The organism is Flavobacterium cryoconiti (genome assembly GCF_048158645.1).
Classification (GTDB): Bacteria; Bacteroidota; Bacteroidia; order Flavobacteriales; family Flavobacteriaceae; genus Flavobacterium; species Flavobacterium cryoconiti.
In genome coordinates this window covers 274,877-290,250 of the sequence record NZ_JBLNKW010000003.1, presented here as the reverse complement: position 1 = coordinate 290,250, position 15,374 = coordinate 274,877, and the positions used below count along the sequence as shown (strand labels likewise).

Genomic DNA, 15,374 nt, shown 5'->3' with positions numbered 1-15,374 from the left:
GCAATGATAGGCTTTTTTACATACATTCATCTTTTTTATTTGAACAACTGTTTTAATGTAAGTCCCTTTTTATCTCTTAATTTATTTAGAATTTTTAAAAAAGCAATTGCTGTAATATAAGCATCGCCCATTGCGGTATGCCTGTCTTTTTGTGAAATGTCAAATTTATCGGCAAGTTCGTCTAAACTGTAGGTGTCTTTACGTTCCAATAAATGAGAAACTATAAGCGTTTTTTTATACAGCACAGCTGTATCCAAAGTTTTATTGGTTAATTTAGGCAACCCATTTCTCTCCAATGCGTTATTAATCATGGTGACATCAAATATAGTATGATGCGCAATTATAATTGAGTCACCTAAAAAGACTAAAAATTGTTGTAAAGCTTCTAATTCATTGGGTCTGTCCAAGATAAATTCTTTCAAAATCCCATGAATTTTTGCTGTGGCTTTATCATAATGTTCCTGTTGAATAAATACTTCAAAACTATCATGGATGGGAATTGTATTATTTTGCAGGACGATAGCCCCAATACAAAGTATTCTATCATTAGTATAATCAAATCCAGTGGTTTCCGTATCTAAAACAACAAAACGAGTTGTATCAATATCATTTAATTGTTCTTCATCGGATAATGTTTCTGATTTACCCAAAAAATTAAATAAAACAGCTTTACTTTTTTCTAATAAGTTCGTCATCATAATATATTTGAAGGGTTAAATCGGATGGTAATAAGTTCCTGAAGTTCCTTAATGGTTTTGAAAGTTCTCTTTAACTTTATTTTTTCTAATTTGGATAAGGCTTCTAAGGCAATAAACTGACCGGAATCATGATGCAAAAGACCTTGTTTGGTTCTGAATTTCAATAATGCTTTGTACGAATAGGAACAGGCTAAATACAATTCGCTGTTATGAGGCTCTAATTCTGCTAATTTTTCAAAACGTTCCGGGGTATTGCTAATAGATTTCACTGAATGGGAGAGAATCAATACTCTTGCAGCATCGGTCAGTGGCATTAAAGCCCGTCTTTTTATGTCAAAAAAATCTTTGTGAGCACCATTCTGTTCTACAAGAAGTTGCCTGAAAAATCCAGTAGGAGAAGGACTTTGCAATGCGCCGCTTACTAAATGAATATAAAATACAGGATTAGCTTTTATATTTTCAAAAATAAAATCAGACAGATTATTTACGAGTTCTCTATCGCCATAGGACAGACTATAATCAAAAAATATAAAGGACAGTAACACTTCATTTTTTCCTGGGTTTGTAATCCAATGGTAAACTAAACGTTCCCATTCGCCAAGGCTCAAGCACCATTTAGGATTGGAAGCCATCATTTCTGCAGGACAATAATCATAGCCAATTTCAAAAAGCCCTTTATTGACATGAGTAGCTAATTCTAAAAAATAGTTCTTAGTAGCTTCTTTTAATTCTTCTGGAACTTCTTCATAAACTAAGGCATTGTCTTGGTCAGTATGCAGCAATTGTTCACTTCTCCCTTGACTTCCTAAAGCCAACCATGCAAATTTTACAGGAGGCGGTGTTTTCATTTTTTTTAGCGCTATTTCTATTATTTGCTGAATACAGACATCATTTAATTCTGTGATTATTTTAGAAGTCAGTGTCATAGGGATATTTTGGTCTAAATATCCTTGTAACAATTGCATTATGCTGGCTCGTATCGGCTTTATTTGTTTGGCTTTTTTAGCTCTTTTTACCGCTTTTATCAATACTGCAGGATTATTGCCAAGTTCCACCATGACATCATGTTTGGATAGGATTCCAACAGCTTTGGAATTTGCCGTGCCATCTTTTGTAAGACATAAATGACTGATGTTGCTTTTCATCATTGCCATTTGAGCTTGGGTAACGGTCATTTTCTTGGGATAAGTAATAACTGGAGTCGTCATTATCAGGCTGGCAGTTGTGGTGATTGGGAATTCTCCCGTCACAATTTTGTTCCTTAAATCTTTATCAGTAATGATACCAATGGGGAACTTATCCTCTATCACGAGAATAGCACCCACATTTTTTTTAGTCATGATTTCAGCAATCTCTTTTGCTGTAGTTGTAGAATAACACGTTATTAGTTTTTTTGAATATTTTACGGGCTGTATATCCAATAGATTTTTGTCAATGTCCAAAGTTTCACTACCAATAGTTTCACCATATAATTTTCCGCTATGGCTTTTGGAATATGGGTTGCGCGTATTTGAGGCAAAACTTTCTATTAAAAAATTCCCTACGGCTCTGTTTTCTAGTGCGTAAGGCTTGAATGAGCTGATTGGAACGGCATAAAGGATACTTTCTTCATAAGTTCGGGCTTCCATCTGATAGTTCTCATTGGCGATAAGCGGCCTCAACCCGAAAATATCTCCTTCATCACACCTGTCCAAAACATCATTTTCCTGACTATTTCTTAATGTTACAGCTCCTTTATGAACTACATAAAAACAGTTGTGCGTTTCTTCGTTTTCGGCAAATACCAAACTGTCTTTTTCTTTGTAAATAATGGATATTTGTTCAGAAAGAGTTTCGATATCTTTTTGATGTAAAAAGTTAAAGGGAGGGAAATTTTTTAAAAAGTCTGCGACTCTATGAGAGATAGTATTTTTCATGACGCTTATTTGTGTCTAAGATAAATTATAAAAAAATAAAATAAAAAGAAAAAGATCAAATTGGAGTCTTTTTAGTGTTTCCTTATTTAGGGAGGGAATAAATTTTCAGAATATAAAAAAAGCTCCCAAAATGGAGCTTCTTTATCAAAAAATAGTTTGATTACTTATTTTTCTTCATTTTCATATTCAATACTTCAACTAGTAAAGAAAAAGTTATGGCAAAATACAAATAGCCTTTTGGTACTGGTGTAACATGATTTCCAAAGATTAAAGCATTAGATAAATGCGCACTTTCAGTAAGTAACATCATTCCAATTAAAATCAAAAAGGATAATCCCAGAATTTGAATAGAAGGGTGTTTGTTGACAAAATTTCCAACAGGAACAGCAAACTGCATCATAATTAATACCGAAATAACCACGGCAGTAATCATAATATAAATAGCGCCTTCAACACCATTTGTCATACCTACGGCGGTAAGAATACTATCAAAAGAGAACACTAAATCAATCATAATGATTTGCAAAAGCACATTTTGAAATGATTTTGTAGCCGCTTTGCTTAATTCTTTTTCTTCATGTCCTTTTTCGTCTACTTTCTCTCTGATTTCATTCGTACTTTTATAAATCAAGAATAATCCTCCTAATAACAGAATGATACTTTGACCTGTAATTCCAGCAGAAAACCAACTCAAATCAATGTGAAACCAAGGTTCTTTCATTTGAATCAATAAATTAATTCCAAATAAAAGCCCAATTCTCATAAACATAGCAAGGAACATTCCTACTTTAGTAGCTTTTTTGCGTTGCTCAACTGGCAATTTTCCAGTAGCAATCGAGATGAAAATAATATTGTCGATTCCTAATACAATTTCCAAAAAAGTCAATGTTAATAAGGCAATCCAAGCATCGGGATTTAAAAATACTTCCATTTTATTTAGTTATGATTTGTAAGTTTTAATTTGAAATTATTAATCAGCAATTTTGGTGACAGTCCCTTTTTGTTTCGTGTCAACACCAACCATTCCAAATTCAAAGGTATAGGAATTTTTTGATGTTGTCAAAATTTTCATGTCGATTGCCTTTTCTTCGGCCATGTTTTTGGGATGTAATTTCTGCAAAATATACTCACAATCATTCACCCATCGAATCGAAGCAGTGTCTGTTTTTCCTTCAAATGTTTCAATTTCCAGACTGTCATTTCGCTCAAAAACGGTTGTTTTTTTTACGCCGTTAACTTCGTGTTCAAATTTGAATTTCCCGGTTTTAAAATCCTTGCAATTGCGCTCTACATTGTAACATGACATTAGTAACAGTATTGGGAGAAGAAGTATTATTTTTTTCATTTCTTTAGTGCGTTTAGTTTTGATTTTTTAAGTCTAATCAATCTGGGGTAATGCGATTTGGTGTTAATTATTTCGATAGTCGTTTTAATTCGTCATCCGTAAAATTCTTGATGCTTTTCTCTTGTGCAAATTTAGTAGCATTGTAACTATCGGATTTATTTTTAGGAATCGATAAACTTTCCCAATCGCTATTTTTTAATTGTTTAGCGTAAAAAACTATTTGTCCAACATGATATGGATAATGTGCCAGTTGTCTGTTGATGGCTTCCACAACCGTATGACCTTCATTTCTAATATATATTATTTGTGAAAGTTGTTCAGTTTGTAATCCGTTTAAAGCATCAAATAAACAATGCCAACCTTTATTCCAAGCATTTAAAACAGCTTCTTTTGATTCCAAATCATTTTCAAACTCCTCATCGCGGTTGCGCCATTCTTTTTCTCCATCACTAGTAAAAAAATCCGTCCATCGCGAAAGCATATTCCCGGAAAGATGTTTTACAATTGTGGCAATGCTATTCGTATCTTCATTTACACTGACAAAAAGTTGCTCCGGTTCGAGTTGTTCCATAGCTTTTTCTCCGAGCGTTTTATAATACAAAAACTGTTTTTTCACACTTTCAAGATAGGCAGCACTTATTTCCATAATTACATAATTTTAATATCGTATTTGTCCAAAAGTCCAATGATTCCTTGTGTGGAAAATTTGGCTTTTTTCATGGGATTGAATTCGGGATCAATTTTAAAATTAGTTGCTTTTGAAAAATCGGCCCCGGCTAATTGGGTATTGTTAAAAATAGCACCATCCAAATTGCTGTTGTCAAAAAAGGAACTCGTAAGATTGGTTCCAACAAAACTTACTTCTCTCAACGAACAAGAATTGAATTTTGTCTTTGGCATTTTCTTATTCGCAAATGATGAATAATCCAAAACGCATTCTTGAAAATTGACATTAAACAAGAAATCGTCGCATTCCTCAAATTGAATACCCAGTAATTTGCAGTTTTTAAATTGTATTCCTTTTAAGCTTGTTCCTGATAATTTGGTCATCGCCAGATTACAATCGATAAATTCGCAATCCATGAAGCTACTATAAGAGAAGTCACTATTTGATAAATCGCAGTTTTTAAAAATGCAATCTTCAAATTCTCGGTTGTTTACTTTTTTATCGGTGTAAACGATTTTTTCAAATGTTTTTTGAACGTGAATTAGGTTTTCCATTAGTCGTTAAATAAGCTTTTCATAATTGTTTTTAATCCCAAATACATTAGAAACATGGCGGCAAGACAAGCGATAATTCCTATTGCTAAAACTAAATAATGCCATACATTTTGTTGATTCATAAAGGCATTATAAATCACTGCAGGACCTATAAAAAGCAATGGCAAAGCACCTGCTAAATATTTGATTCCTTTGGATAATAGTTCTTTGTTAGTTGCCATTTTTTTGTAATTTAAACTTATAATATAGAGAAAAAATAAAACCTGATATTGTTTGAATAATTATTGAATATAGGAATAAAAAAATGTTTTTTAATCCATAGGGATCCGTTTTAAAAAAGTGAAAAGTAGAGTGAAAAATCAAAAAGAAATATACTGCTACTAAAAGAATATTTGCAATGCAAAAAATCTTGATAGGCTTCCATTTTCTTAAAAAATAGATAGTAAATATCCATAAAACAGGAATTAATGATAGAGCAAAATAAAAAATGAATACCATTATTTAGATTGATAGAAATCCACTGCTTTTCTCACACTACCATATTTATTCAATAATTCGGCACCTTCTTCATAGGAAACGGGAATTTCTCCCATAATCATTTTCACGCCACGATCTACAAGTTTGCTATTGCTCAATTGCATATCGACCATTTTGTTTCCTTTCACTTTTCCCAGTTGAATCATGGTGGCTGTTGTAATCATATTGAGTACTAGTTTTTGCGCCGTTCCAGCTTTCATTCTAGAGCTTCCGGTTACAAATTCAGGTCCTACAACTACTTCGATGGGGAATTTTGCAGTTTGCGAAAGCGGACTTCCAGCATTGCAAGAAATACTTCCTGTAGTGATATTATTTTCGTTACAAGCTTGTAGTCCTCCGATAACGTAAGGTGTTGTTCCTGAAGCGGCTATTCCTACTACGACATCATTTACATTTACATCGAAAGCTTTCAAATCAACCCAAGCTTGTGTTGCGTTGTCTTCGGCATTTTCTACGGCTCTACGGATTGCGGTGTCACCACCAGCAATAATCCCGATTACTAAATCAAAAGGAACGCCAAATGTTGGTGGACATTCTGAAGCATCAAGAATTCCCAATCGCCCTGAAGTTCCTGCGCCAATGTAGAATAATCGTCCGCCTAATTTCATTTTGGCAACGATTTCTGTCACTAAATTTTCTATTTTCGGCAAGGCTTTTTCTACGGCAAGCGGTACAGTTTTGTCTTCCTGATTGATATTAGAAAGCAATTCTTGAACCGACATTTTTTCTAAATGTTCGTATTTTGAGGATTGTTCGGTAGTTTTTGTGAAAGTCATATTCATGTTGTTTTTGGAGGGACAACTCGCGAGTTATCCATACAGTTATTTTTTTGCGTGAGGGATTGCAGCTAATAGCTCGAACCGATTTTTCAGCGGGTCACGCCCAAATTATAAAATTATATAAAATAGGCCAAGGCAATTCCAAAAATAATCATTGAAACTTTGGCGATATTGAACTTGTGTCCTTCGCTGGTTTCAAAAATAATGGTGGATGAAATATGAAATAAGATTCCTATTACAATGGCTGTGATTTCAGTATAATATACGTTTAAAATGGGCATGTAATCAGCTAAAATGGTTCCGAGTGGTGTCATAATTGCAAAAGTTGCCATAAAGAAAAGTATCGCTTTTTTATCCAGACTTGCATTGATAAAAAAAGTAGTCAAAATTATGGCAATTGGCAAATGATGAATGGCAATTCCCACCGCTAAATCATGATGGTGGCTTACGGGAAATCCTTCCAGAAAGGCGTGGATACAAAGACTGATGAATAGCAACCACGGGATTTGGGTCATTATTTCATGTCCGTGAACATGACCGTGTTCAGCACCTTTGGAGAAAAATTCCAATATGATTTGGAATAAGATTCCTATCATGATGAAAATTCCAATTTTTGGATTAGCGCTTTCATAGACTTCTGGCAATAAATGCATCACCGTTAAGGAAAGTAAAAAGGAACCGCTAAATGCCAATAGAAGCTTTAAGTTGGTTTTGTTTTTTGGTTTTAAAACCAATGCGATGATATATCCTATAAGTACGGAAAGTAAAGGTAAGAGATAATTCATATTTTTTGTTGAATCGTTTAATTAGTTAAACGGTTAATCGATTGACCTATTTGAAAATCATGATTAGTCGTTCACTGTCTGTTTTGTGGAATTTTTTCAATTTGTAATCACCAAAAATATCCAATAAGTATATTCCGGCTTCTTCCATTAATTCTTCAAAATCTTTAAGGGTTAAGGCTTTTACTTTTTCGGTAAAATGAAATTTTTGACCTTTGTCTTCAAAGTCAATTTCTTTGTAAATATGACCGTCTTTAAGATAGCGTTTGATATGAAAATCAATTCCTTCGACTGTTTTTGTTTCTTCTGGAACTAATGTTTCTAGGACTTGAGCAACATTCATGAAGTCAATCACAGCAAAACCATATTCCGAAAGGCTTTCTTTGATGGCTTTTAATGTGGTTAAATTGTCTTCGTCATTCTCGAAATAGCCAAAACTGGTAAATAAGTTGAAAATGGCATCAAATTTTTCTTCAAAAGGTTCACGCATATCGTGAACTTTGAAATGCAACGTTTCATTAGTATTTTTAGAAGCTTCAGCAATGCTGTTTTCAGATAAATCAGCACCAAGGACATCAAATCCCAATTGGTTTAAATAAATAGAATGACGGCCTTTGCCACAAGCTAAATCCAGTACTTTTGCCTTTTCAGGAAGATTAAGGTAATGGGTAATATTATCCATAAAAACCTGGGCTTCTCTGTAATTTCGTTCTTTATAAAGAATGTGATAATACGGAGTGTCAAACCAAGACGTGTACCAGTTTTCAGTTGATTTCAGTTGATTTTCAGTTGGTGGTTTTTGTGCTGCAGACATTTATTCTTTTTCAATTAATTCGATTGATGCAAATTTAGTGTATTTTTGCACCGAATACTTGATTTTACAATGGAAAATAATTATAAAATGATTGCCAAAACCTTTTTTGGTTTTGAAGAAATATTAGCGAAAGAATTGCAAATGCTTGGTGCACAAAACGTGGAGCAAGGGGTAAGAATGGTGAGTTTTAAAGGAGATAAAGGGTTTATGTACAAAGCAAATTTAGCGTTGCGTACCGCTTTGAAAATCTTGAAACCTATTTATTTTTTCAAGGCAAATAATGAACAGGCTTTATACAAAGGCATTTCGAGTATGAATTGGTCTAAATTGCTGAATGCCAATCAGACTTTTGTGATTGATACAACAGTGCATTCGGAATATTTTAATCACTCGGAATTTGTTTCCCAAAAATGTAAAGATGCAATTGTTGATCAGTTCAGAGAAAGAACTGGTCAGCGACCAAGTATTGATAAAGTACATCCTGATTTAAGAATCAATATTCACATCGATAAAGACCAAGTTTCAGTGGCACTGGATACTTCTGGGAATGCATTAAATCAACGTGGATATAGAACCGCTACTAATATTGCGCCTATAAACGAGGTGTTGGCAGCAGGAATTTTATTGCTTTCAGGTTGGGACGGTCAAGGAGATTTTTTGGATCCTATGTGTGGTTCTGGAACATTCTTAGCTGAAGCGGCGATGATTGCCTGTAATATTCCGGCAAACATTAACCGTAAAGAATTTGCTTTCGAAAAATGGAACGATTGGGATAATGATTTATTTGATAATATTTCAGACAGTTTATTGAAACGCGTTCGAGAGTTTCATTACACTATAAAAGGGTATGATAAAGCACCAAGTGCGGTTCAAAAAGCCAAAGATAATATCAAAAACGCTAATCTTGATGAGTACATTACTATCGAGGAACAGAACTTTTTTGATACCGAAAAAACTTCAGAGGGGAAATTACACATGGTTTTTAATCCGCCATATGATGAGCGATTGGATATTCACATGGAAGAATTCTACAAAAGTATTGGCGATACGTTAAAGAAAAATTACCCAGGGACAAATGCTTGGTTAATTACGGCTAATCTGGAAGCTTTGAAATATGTTGGACTAAAACCTTCGAGAAAAATCAAACTTTTCAATGCTGGTTTAGAAGCACGATTGGTAAAATACGAAATGTACGAAGGTAGTAAGAGAACCAAATTTCAGATATCAGAAAACAACGATCAGATTTCAGATATTAGTTAAAAAGGAATCAGATAGTTTTGATTTTAAACTTTTTTAAACCTTAAACTTTAAACAAAAAAATGACCAAATTACAAGTACGTGCATTTATATACCAGTTAGGTTGTTTTGCCATATTATTTACATTATTTAGATATATAGTAGCACATTACACTGCTTTAACCGGTTTTTTTGTTCCTTTAACTGCGTTTGCTATTGGAACACTTTTATCACCTAAATTTCAAGCCGTGAAAACTAAAGACGGTGAGAAATTATTTATGAAATGGATTTTCATAAAAGGACTTCGGATTATCGGATAGTTTTAAAAAGTCTTGCAGTATATGTTTATTCATTACTCAAAATAAAAAAATATCGCAAAGAAAACCAATGTTTTCTTTGCGATATTTTTTATTCTAAATGTCGGAATTTATTTCTTCTCTACTTTTTTAGTAACGATTGTAGCTGTCTTTTTCTTGTAAAAAGGGATGAAGTAGGTAACAGTGTAATTCAATCCTACCCCAAAAGTTCCATTATAAGTTTTGTTAAAACCAGGAATGTATAGGTTGTCAAAATTATCTGGTTTTTTATTTGAAACCAATGCGTTCAAGCGAAGGCTGAAACCCACAAACACATTATCAAAAACTTTGGCTTTTACCCCTGCTACGACTTCAATCCAGCTTGCAGTTAATCCATTGTATTTAGCCCCGGATGTAATTGCCAGTACTTCACCAAAATATGGATTGGCATTGTAGATTTTATAAGTATTCAATTGTTGGCTAAAACTACTCACACCATATCGCATCCCTATCGAAATGATATTTTCCATATTCAGCCAGTTTTCATAACCATTGTAATCAAAACCTACTTTTAGATAGGTCCCTTTTGCTGTGGTATTCAATCGGTCGTCATCGGTTGTTTTATTTTCGTTTCCAACTTCGGCTGCTATGAAATATCTTTTTGTCAAACGATAATCGCCTACTAATTCTATGCCTTTATAATTTTTATCATAAAGAGCACGAGTCAATTTGTATAAATCGACACCTACACGAAAACCATAACGATCTGTTTTTACAATGGTATCGTTCTTTATTTCGGAGGCGTTTTTTTTAACTATAGGTTTTGGAGCTTCAGGAATAACTCCGTCTATTTTTGTTTTTTGAGTTGCATTAGTCTCTTGGGCTTGAGCCAAAAATATAGAGAACATGAGGCAAAAACTAAAAAAATATTTTAATGTGTGTTTCATTTTCGTTTTCTATATTACTTTTTTCAACCGAGATGTATTTTATCCATTTTGTATCTGGAACCGTAGCGTCAGTATGTGTATAAGGATTTGAGGTGTTTAAAGTAAAAAGGGTCTTAAAACCGCATGCTCTAGATACAAAGACTTCTTTTCTTGTATAATCAAATTTGATATTATCTTCATTAACGAATACAGTATTAGCATTTCCATAATTTAAGGTAAAGCTATAACTGGTCGTGTCTTCGTTTGTTTTCAATGGAATCGAAATCGTACTTCCGCTGGTCAGGTATTTAGAATCATCTGTAGCAGTGGCATTAAAAATAATTCCATCAGTCATTCCTGCGCCCACAACTTTCAACTTCGTCACGGTTTTTAAAACGGAAGGATTGTCGTAATCATAAAAGGTGATTACAAGTCTGGGTGTTGTAGGAGTATTTGCATCGCAAATATCATCTTTCTCACAACTGGAGAAGGATAGTGCTATAGCGAATACCAATAAAATTATTTTTTTCATATTTTTTTAATGAAGATTTTTGATTGCAGTTTATTAAAATCTGCAATCAAAAATTAATTATCGTCTTTCCAAAAGTACAACATTTTCAACATGATGCGTTTGTGGAAACATATCTACGGGGCGCACACGAGTTACTTTGTATTTCTCATCCATCAAAGCTAAATCACGCGCTTGTGTAGCCGAATTACAACTTACATAAACTACTTTTTCAGGAGCAATTTTCATGATTTGTTCAATCACGTCTTTGTGCATTCCGTCTCTTGGTGGATCAGTGATAATCACATCAGGATGACCGTGTTGAGCAATGAAACTATCGTTAAAAACGACTTTCATATCTCCTACAAAGAACTCGCAATTAGTAATTTCATTGCGCTCAGCATTCAATTTTGCGTCTTTAATTGCTTCAGGAACACTTTCCACACCTATTACTTTTTTTGCTTTTTTCGAAACAAACTGAGCAATAGTTCCCGTACCTGTATATAAATCATAAACGATTTCATTACCAGTAAGGCCAGCAAAATCGCGAGTTATTTTATACAATTCGTATGCTTGGTCAGAATTGGTTTGGTAAAAAGATTTCGCATTAATGCTAAATTTCAATCCTTCCATTTCTTCCAAGATGTAATCTCTTCCTTTGTATAATTTAATATCAGTATCGTATAAAGTATCGTTGGCTTTGTTGTTTACCACGTATTGCAGCGAAGTAATTTGTGGAAATTTCTCGTAAAGGTGGTCGAGAAGCAATTCTCTGTTGGCTTTGTCATTTTCAAAAAACTGAATCAAAACCATGATTTCGCCAGTCGAAGCTGTACGCAACATCAAAGTTCTAAGCAATCCTTCGTGTGCTCTTGGATTAAAGAAAGTCAAACCATGCTCGTTAGCAAAAGCTCTCACTTCATTTCTAATCGCATTCGATGGATCTTCCTGCAAATGACATTTGTTGATGTCCAAGATTTTGTCCCACATTTTCGGAATGTGGAAACCAAGTGCGTTTCTGTTTCCTAAATCTTCGGTACTGTCAATTTCTTTTTCAGTTAACCAACGGCTGTTGGAAAACGAAAATTCCATTTTGTTTCTGTAAAAAAACTGTTTTTCTGAACCAAGTATCGGTTCAAATTCCGGAAGTTCTATTTTTCCGATGCGTTGCAAGTGATTTTTTACTTCATTTTGTTTGTAATACAACTGTTGGCTGTATTTCATATTCTGCCATTTACAACCGCCGCAAACACCAAAGTGCTCGCAAATAGGTTCTACACGATGCTCAGAATATTCATGAAAATGAACTGCTTTTCCTTCGTAATAAGCCTTGCGCTTTTTGAAAGTTTGCACATCAACCACATCACCCGGAACCACATTCGGGATAAAAACTACTTTACCATCCGGAGCTTTTGCTACCGAAACGCCTTTTGCACCAGCATCAAGGACTTTTATTTGATGAAAGACAACTTTGTCTGTATTTTTCTTTGCCATAGCGCAAAAATAAGCGTTTGAATGGTTTTATAAATTCAAATTGGGAAATATTTTTAATTTCAAGTGTTTTTTATTTGAGCCAATTCCCGCTTTCCGCTACAAACCTGCAATTCCGCAAGCAGCAATACCACGCCGGTAAAGAGCTTCTGCTGGTCGCTATTTACCAGCAAGTGTTCAAAAGTTTTTTCAATTGCGTGTTTTTCACTGCAAACAAAGTTCACTGAATACATCTAAAAAATAAAAATTAAATGAAGTAATCAGAGGCAGGGGAATTATAATTTTATTGTATACAATGGATTGCAAATCCTAAATGTTTTTTTTTAAATCTATATTATGTTAGATGTGTAATTTGGTTTTAACTAATTGATTAAAAGCGTATTATTTAGTAAATTTGAGTAACTAAAAATGATGTTATGTTCAGCGATATCATTTCACAGAGTCCTATAAGTTATTTAGGAATTTTTATTTGGTTTCTTTTCTTGGACCAATTAACTCCCATTCCTGAAGAAGTAACCTTGTTATCCATTGGTTATGTTGCTCAAAATCATTTGATTAATCCCTATTTTGCAGGTTTATCAGCATTTCTGGGTGTTACCATTATTGATACTATTTTTTATTGGCTTGCCTATTCCGGGAATAAATTGATTAATCGTTTTAAAAATAGCGTCAGTGAAAAGCTGCAGGAGAAATACTTAAAAGGGCTAAAAGAGCATCATGTTCGAACTATATTACTCTTAAGTTTTATTCCTAAAGTGCGGTTTTTTAGTCCTATTTTTGCAGGAATGTTTCGGGTGAAATGGCAAACCTTTTTTATTGTCAACAGTATTGGGACCATTATTTTTATAATAGTCTATATCGCCGTTGGGATGTTATTTCATAGCAGTCTGGAATACCTACTAAAAGAAGTGGAACTACTCCGACACTCCATTTTTATTGTATTTATGATTGTAATAACCATTGTCGTATTTTTTAAATTTAGACGTAAAACAATTCACAAAAGCAACCAAGTTTAAATCCTTGACTGAAATACAATTATTGTTTTTGCTTAATTAATTCGTAGTTAATTATTGTAGGCAAGTAGAAACATAAATCGGCAGTGATTTTCCCAAGTATAATTCCTAGAAAATAATTCCCGGTGAGTATTGGCATCCAATACATACAAAACGGACGAATAAAGAAGAAATCCAAAATAGCAGGATAACCAAATTCCAACACTAAATTTTTTACCAATAAAAGCGTTTCTTTTAAAGTGGTTTTTTGACCCAGTTCTTGATTCTTTTTAGCCAGTTTTTTATAAGACCGTGCAATTATAATTCCATAAAATGCCAAATACTCCGCAAACGTAATCAAATAAGCCGTAGTCAAACCGCTAAGGATTCTGCTGAATTGAGAACTAAGCAATGCGGAACTCGTGGCTGCTAATTCTGCATATTTGTATCGGTCAAACCATTCTTTAAAATTTGCTTTATTAAACATTGAGGAAGTATTTATTTATAGGTATTAAAAAAGCAATCTAAAAAAACTCTTTTATGTGTTAGTATTTGTGGGTTTTTATTGAGTAGCATCTTGGAGTCCTCAAAATTAAGGATTTTAGTTGATAAAACCATTCCGAAAAATAGTTGTCAAATAGCAGTAATTTCAAAGCTAAGGGTCTATATAAATTAAAATTTCCATTATTAATGCAAAATTAATTGTACGAATTTTATACTGTCATTTTTAACATATATCTTTACATGACTAACAAATACATTATTTTATGGAATTGTATCGTAAATTATCAAAAATTAGTTTTCTTAAAAATAGTTATGCATACAAATTCCTTTTTGTTACATTCATAGGGATTCATATACCATTGATTGGATTGCTGTTTTTTATTTTATATGTGAAACAGTCGGCTTCACCTCATTCAATTTTTGTTTTTACATTAATCATGACTTTGTTGGCAACTGGGATTACATTGTGGGTTTTGAAAAAATTAATAAGACCCATTGAGTTAGCTTCAAAAGCATTGGATGCTTACAAAAACACCAGAATGGTATCTGAGTTGCCAATAACCTTTAAAGATGAAGCGGGTTTGTTAATGGCAAATATACAGGAATCAATTGCAGAAAACGAAAAATACATCAATGATAAGCAGGATTTAGTGTATTTACTTTCGCATGATTTAAGAAGTTTTGCAGGGAACTCCCAGTCATTGGCTAAACTTATAATAGAAGAATATCCATCAGATTCCATTCCTGAATATGCGGATTTGATTAGTCAATCGATGGATCAACAATTTGTTTTTATTGAAACGGTTATAAAATTGATTAAAGAGGAAGATGAAATTTCAAAAAAAGTGATGGATGCTAAAAATGTTCAAATTGCAGGTGTTTTATCTCATGTAAATGAACAAGTCGCACAAAAACTGATAAATAAAAAAATCAAATTAATCACTACAATTGATGTTGAGGAAGCTTTAGTGAAAATAGATGAAGATTTATTGATTCAGGTTTTAGTTAATTTAATTGATAATTCTATAAAATTTTCCCTTCCTGAAAGCGAAATAAAGGTTGGTGCTCATTTGAATGAAGATCAATTGGCTTTTGTTGTTTCTGATTCGGGAATAGGTTTTGATTCAAAATATAAAGAAGAACTTTTTAAAAAATTTACCAATAGAAGCAGATTAGGAACGGCTAACGAACCTTCAACCGGAATAGGATTGTATTTGTGTAAAAAAATTGTTGAAAAATACCAAGGAAAACTCTTGGCAGAAAGCGAAGGAGTAAACAAAAGTGCTGAATTTTCAATTTTATTTGCGAATATTAATTGATTCCGATTGC

18 protein-coding genes are annotated in these 15,374 nt (G+C 33.3%); 4 read left to right on the top strand and 14 right to left on the bottom strand.

Annotation, left to right across the window (positions count from 1 at the left end; all coding sequences use genetic code 11):
- Positions 1-35: 35 nt before the first annotated feature.
- The 10 genes from ACM55H_RS06440 to ACM55H_RS06395 form a co-directional block, all read right to left on the bottom strand.
- Complete coding sequence (locus ACM55H_RS06440; protein WP_416835736.1) at positions 36-698, bottom strand: 3'-5' exonuclease; 663 nt, start codon at positions 696-698, stop codon at positions 36-38.
- The gene (locus tag ACM55H_RS06435) at positions 695-2,614 is read right to left on the bottom strand and encodes a DUF294 nucleotidyltransferase-like domain-containing protein (RefSeq protein WP_416835735.1); all 1,920 of its coding nucleotides are present in this window, start codon (positions 2,612-2,614) and stop codon (positions 695-697) included. The genes ACM55H_RS06440 and ACM55H_RS06435 overlap by 4 nt, the downstream gene beginning before the upstream one ends.
- A 160-nt stretch (positions 2,615-2,774) precedes the next feature.
- Entirely contained in the window at positions 2,775-3,545 is a 771-nt protein-coding gene (locus ACM55H_RS06430) for a TerC family protein (protein ID WP_416835734.1), read from the bottom strand.
- 39 nt (positions 3,546-3,584) lie between these two features.
- On the bottom strand, positions 3,585-3,959 hold the full coding sequence (locus ACM55H_RS06425) for a DNA topoisomerase IV (protein WP_416835733.1): 375 nt from the start codon (positions 3,957-3,959) through the stop codon (positions 3,585-3,587).
- Positions 3,960-4,026: 67 nt separating this feature from the next.
- Positions 4,027-4,605: a DUF1572 family protein gene (locus ACM55H_RS06420; protein ID WP_416835732.1), complete on the bottom strand. Its 579-nt coding sequence runs from the start codon at positions 4,603-4,605 to the stop codon at positions 4,027-4,029.
- A gap of 2 nt (positions 4,606-4,607) precedes the next feature.
- Complete coding sequence (locus tag ACM55H_RS06415) at positions 4,608-5,180, bottom strand: pentapeptide repeat-containing protein (RefSeq protein ID WP_416835731.1); 573 nt, start codon at positions 5,178-5,180, stop codon at positions 4,608-4,610.
- A complete protein-coding gene (locus ACM55H_RS06410; protein ID WP_416835730.1) occupies positions 5,180-5,401 on the bottom strand; it encodes a DUF6095 family protein in 222 nt (73 codons plus the stop codon). Before ACM55H_RS06410 ends, ACM55H_RS06415 begins: the two co-directional genes overlap by 1 nt.
- Positions 5,402-5,677: 276 nt before the next feature.
- Positions 5,678-6,493: an N-acetylmuramic acid 6-phosphate etherase gene (murQ, locus tag ACM55H_RS06405; protein ID WP_416835729.1), complete on the bottom strand. Its 816-nt coding sequence runs from the start codon at positions 6,491-6,493 to the stop codon at positions 5,678-5,680.
- Between the two features lie 119 nt (positions 6,494-6,612).
- The gene (locus ACM55H_RS06400; protein ID WP_416835728.1) at positions 6,613-7,281 is read right to left on the bottom strand and encodes a ZIP family metal transporter; all 669 of its coding nucleotides are present in this window, start codon (positions 7,279-7,281) and stop codon (positions 6,613-6,615) included.
- A gap of 46 nt (positions 7,282-7,327) precedes the next feature.
- Complete coding sequence (locus tag ACM55H_RS06395) at positions 7,328-8,092, bottom strand: class I SAM-dependent methyltransferase (RefSeq protein ID WP_416835727.1); 765 nt, start codon at positions 8,090-8,092, stop codon at positions 7,328-7,330.
- Between the two features lie 69 nt (positions 8,093-8,161).
- On the opposite strand from ACM55H_RS06395, the gene ACM55H_RS06390 reads away from it, so the two are divergent.
- Positions 8,162-9,352, top strand: coding sequence for a THUMP domain-containing class I SAM-dependent RNA methyltransferase (locus ACM55H_RS06390; protein WP_416835726.1), 1,191 nt, complete (start codon positions 8,162-8,164; stop codon positions 9,350-9,352).
- 59 nt (positions 9,353-9,411) lie between these two features.
- Positions 9,412-9,648, top strand: coding sequence for a hypothetical protein (locus ACM55H_RS06385; RefSeq protein WP_416835725.1), 237 nt, complete (start codon positions 9,412-9,414; stop codon positions 9,646-9,648).
- 107 nt (positions 9,649-9,755) lie between these two features.
- Here the strand turns inward: ACM55H_RS06385 and ACM55H_RS06380 are convergent, their stop codons facing one another.
- The 3 genes from ACM55H_RS06380 to rlmD are packed head-to-tail and all read right to left on the bottom strand — an operon-like array spanning position 9,756 to position 12,552.
- Positions 9,756-10,532, bottom strand: a complete 777-nt coding sequence (locus ACM55H_RS06380) for a DUF6048 family protein (protein ID WP_416835724.1) — start codon at positions 10,530-10,532, stop codon at positions 9,756-9,758.
- A gap of 10 nt (positions 10,533-10,542) precedes the next feature.
- A complete protein-coding gene (locus tag ACM55H_RS06375) occupies positions 10,543-11,082 on the bottom strand; it encodes a DUF6452 family protein (protein WP_416835723.1) in 540 nt (179 codons plus the stop codon).
- 57 nt (positions 11,083-11,139) lie between these two features.
- A complete protein-coding gene (gene rlmD / locus ACM55H_RS06370; RefSeq protein ID WP_039107631.1) occupies positions 11,140-12,552 on the bottom strand; it encodes a 23S rRNA (uracil(1939)-C(5))-methyltransferase RlmD in 1,413 nt (470 codons plus the stop codon).
- 413 nt (positions 12,553-12,965) lie between these two features.
- Here rlmD and ACM55H_RS06365 point away from each other — a divergent pair, with 413 nt between their 5' ends.
- Positions 12,966-13,565: a DedA family protein gene (locus ACM55H_RS06365; RefSeq protein ID WP_416835721.1), complete on the top strand. Its 600-nt coding sequence runs from the start codon at positions 12,966-12,968 to the stop codon at positions 13,563-13,565.
- Positions 13,566-13,584: 19 nt separating this feature from the next.
- On the opposite strand, the gene ACM55H_RS06360 is transcribed toward ACM55H_RS06365, so the two are convergent.
- Positions 13,585-14,028 carry a hypothetical protein gene (locus ACM55H_RS06360; protein ID WP_416835720.1) on the bottom strand — a complete coding sequence of 148 codons (444 nt, stop codon included), beginning with the start codon at positions 14,026-14,028 and terminating at the stop codon, positions 13,585-13,587.
- Between the two features lie 280 nt (positions 14,029-14,308).
- On the opposite strand from ACM55H_RS06360, the gene ACM55H_RS06355 reads away from it, so the two are divergent.
- On the top strand, positions 14,309-15,364 hold the full coding sequence (locus ACM55H_RS06355) for a sensor histidine kinase (protein ID WP_416835719.1): 1,056 nt from the start codon (positions 14,309-14,311) through the stop codon (positions 15,362-15,364).
- The last annotated feature ends 10 nt before the right edge of the window (positions 15,365-15,374 follow it).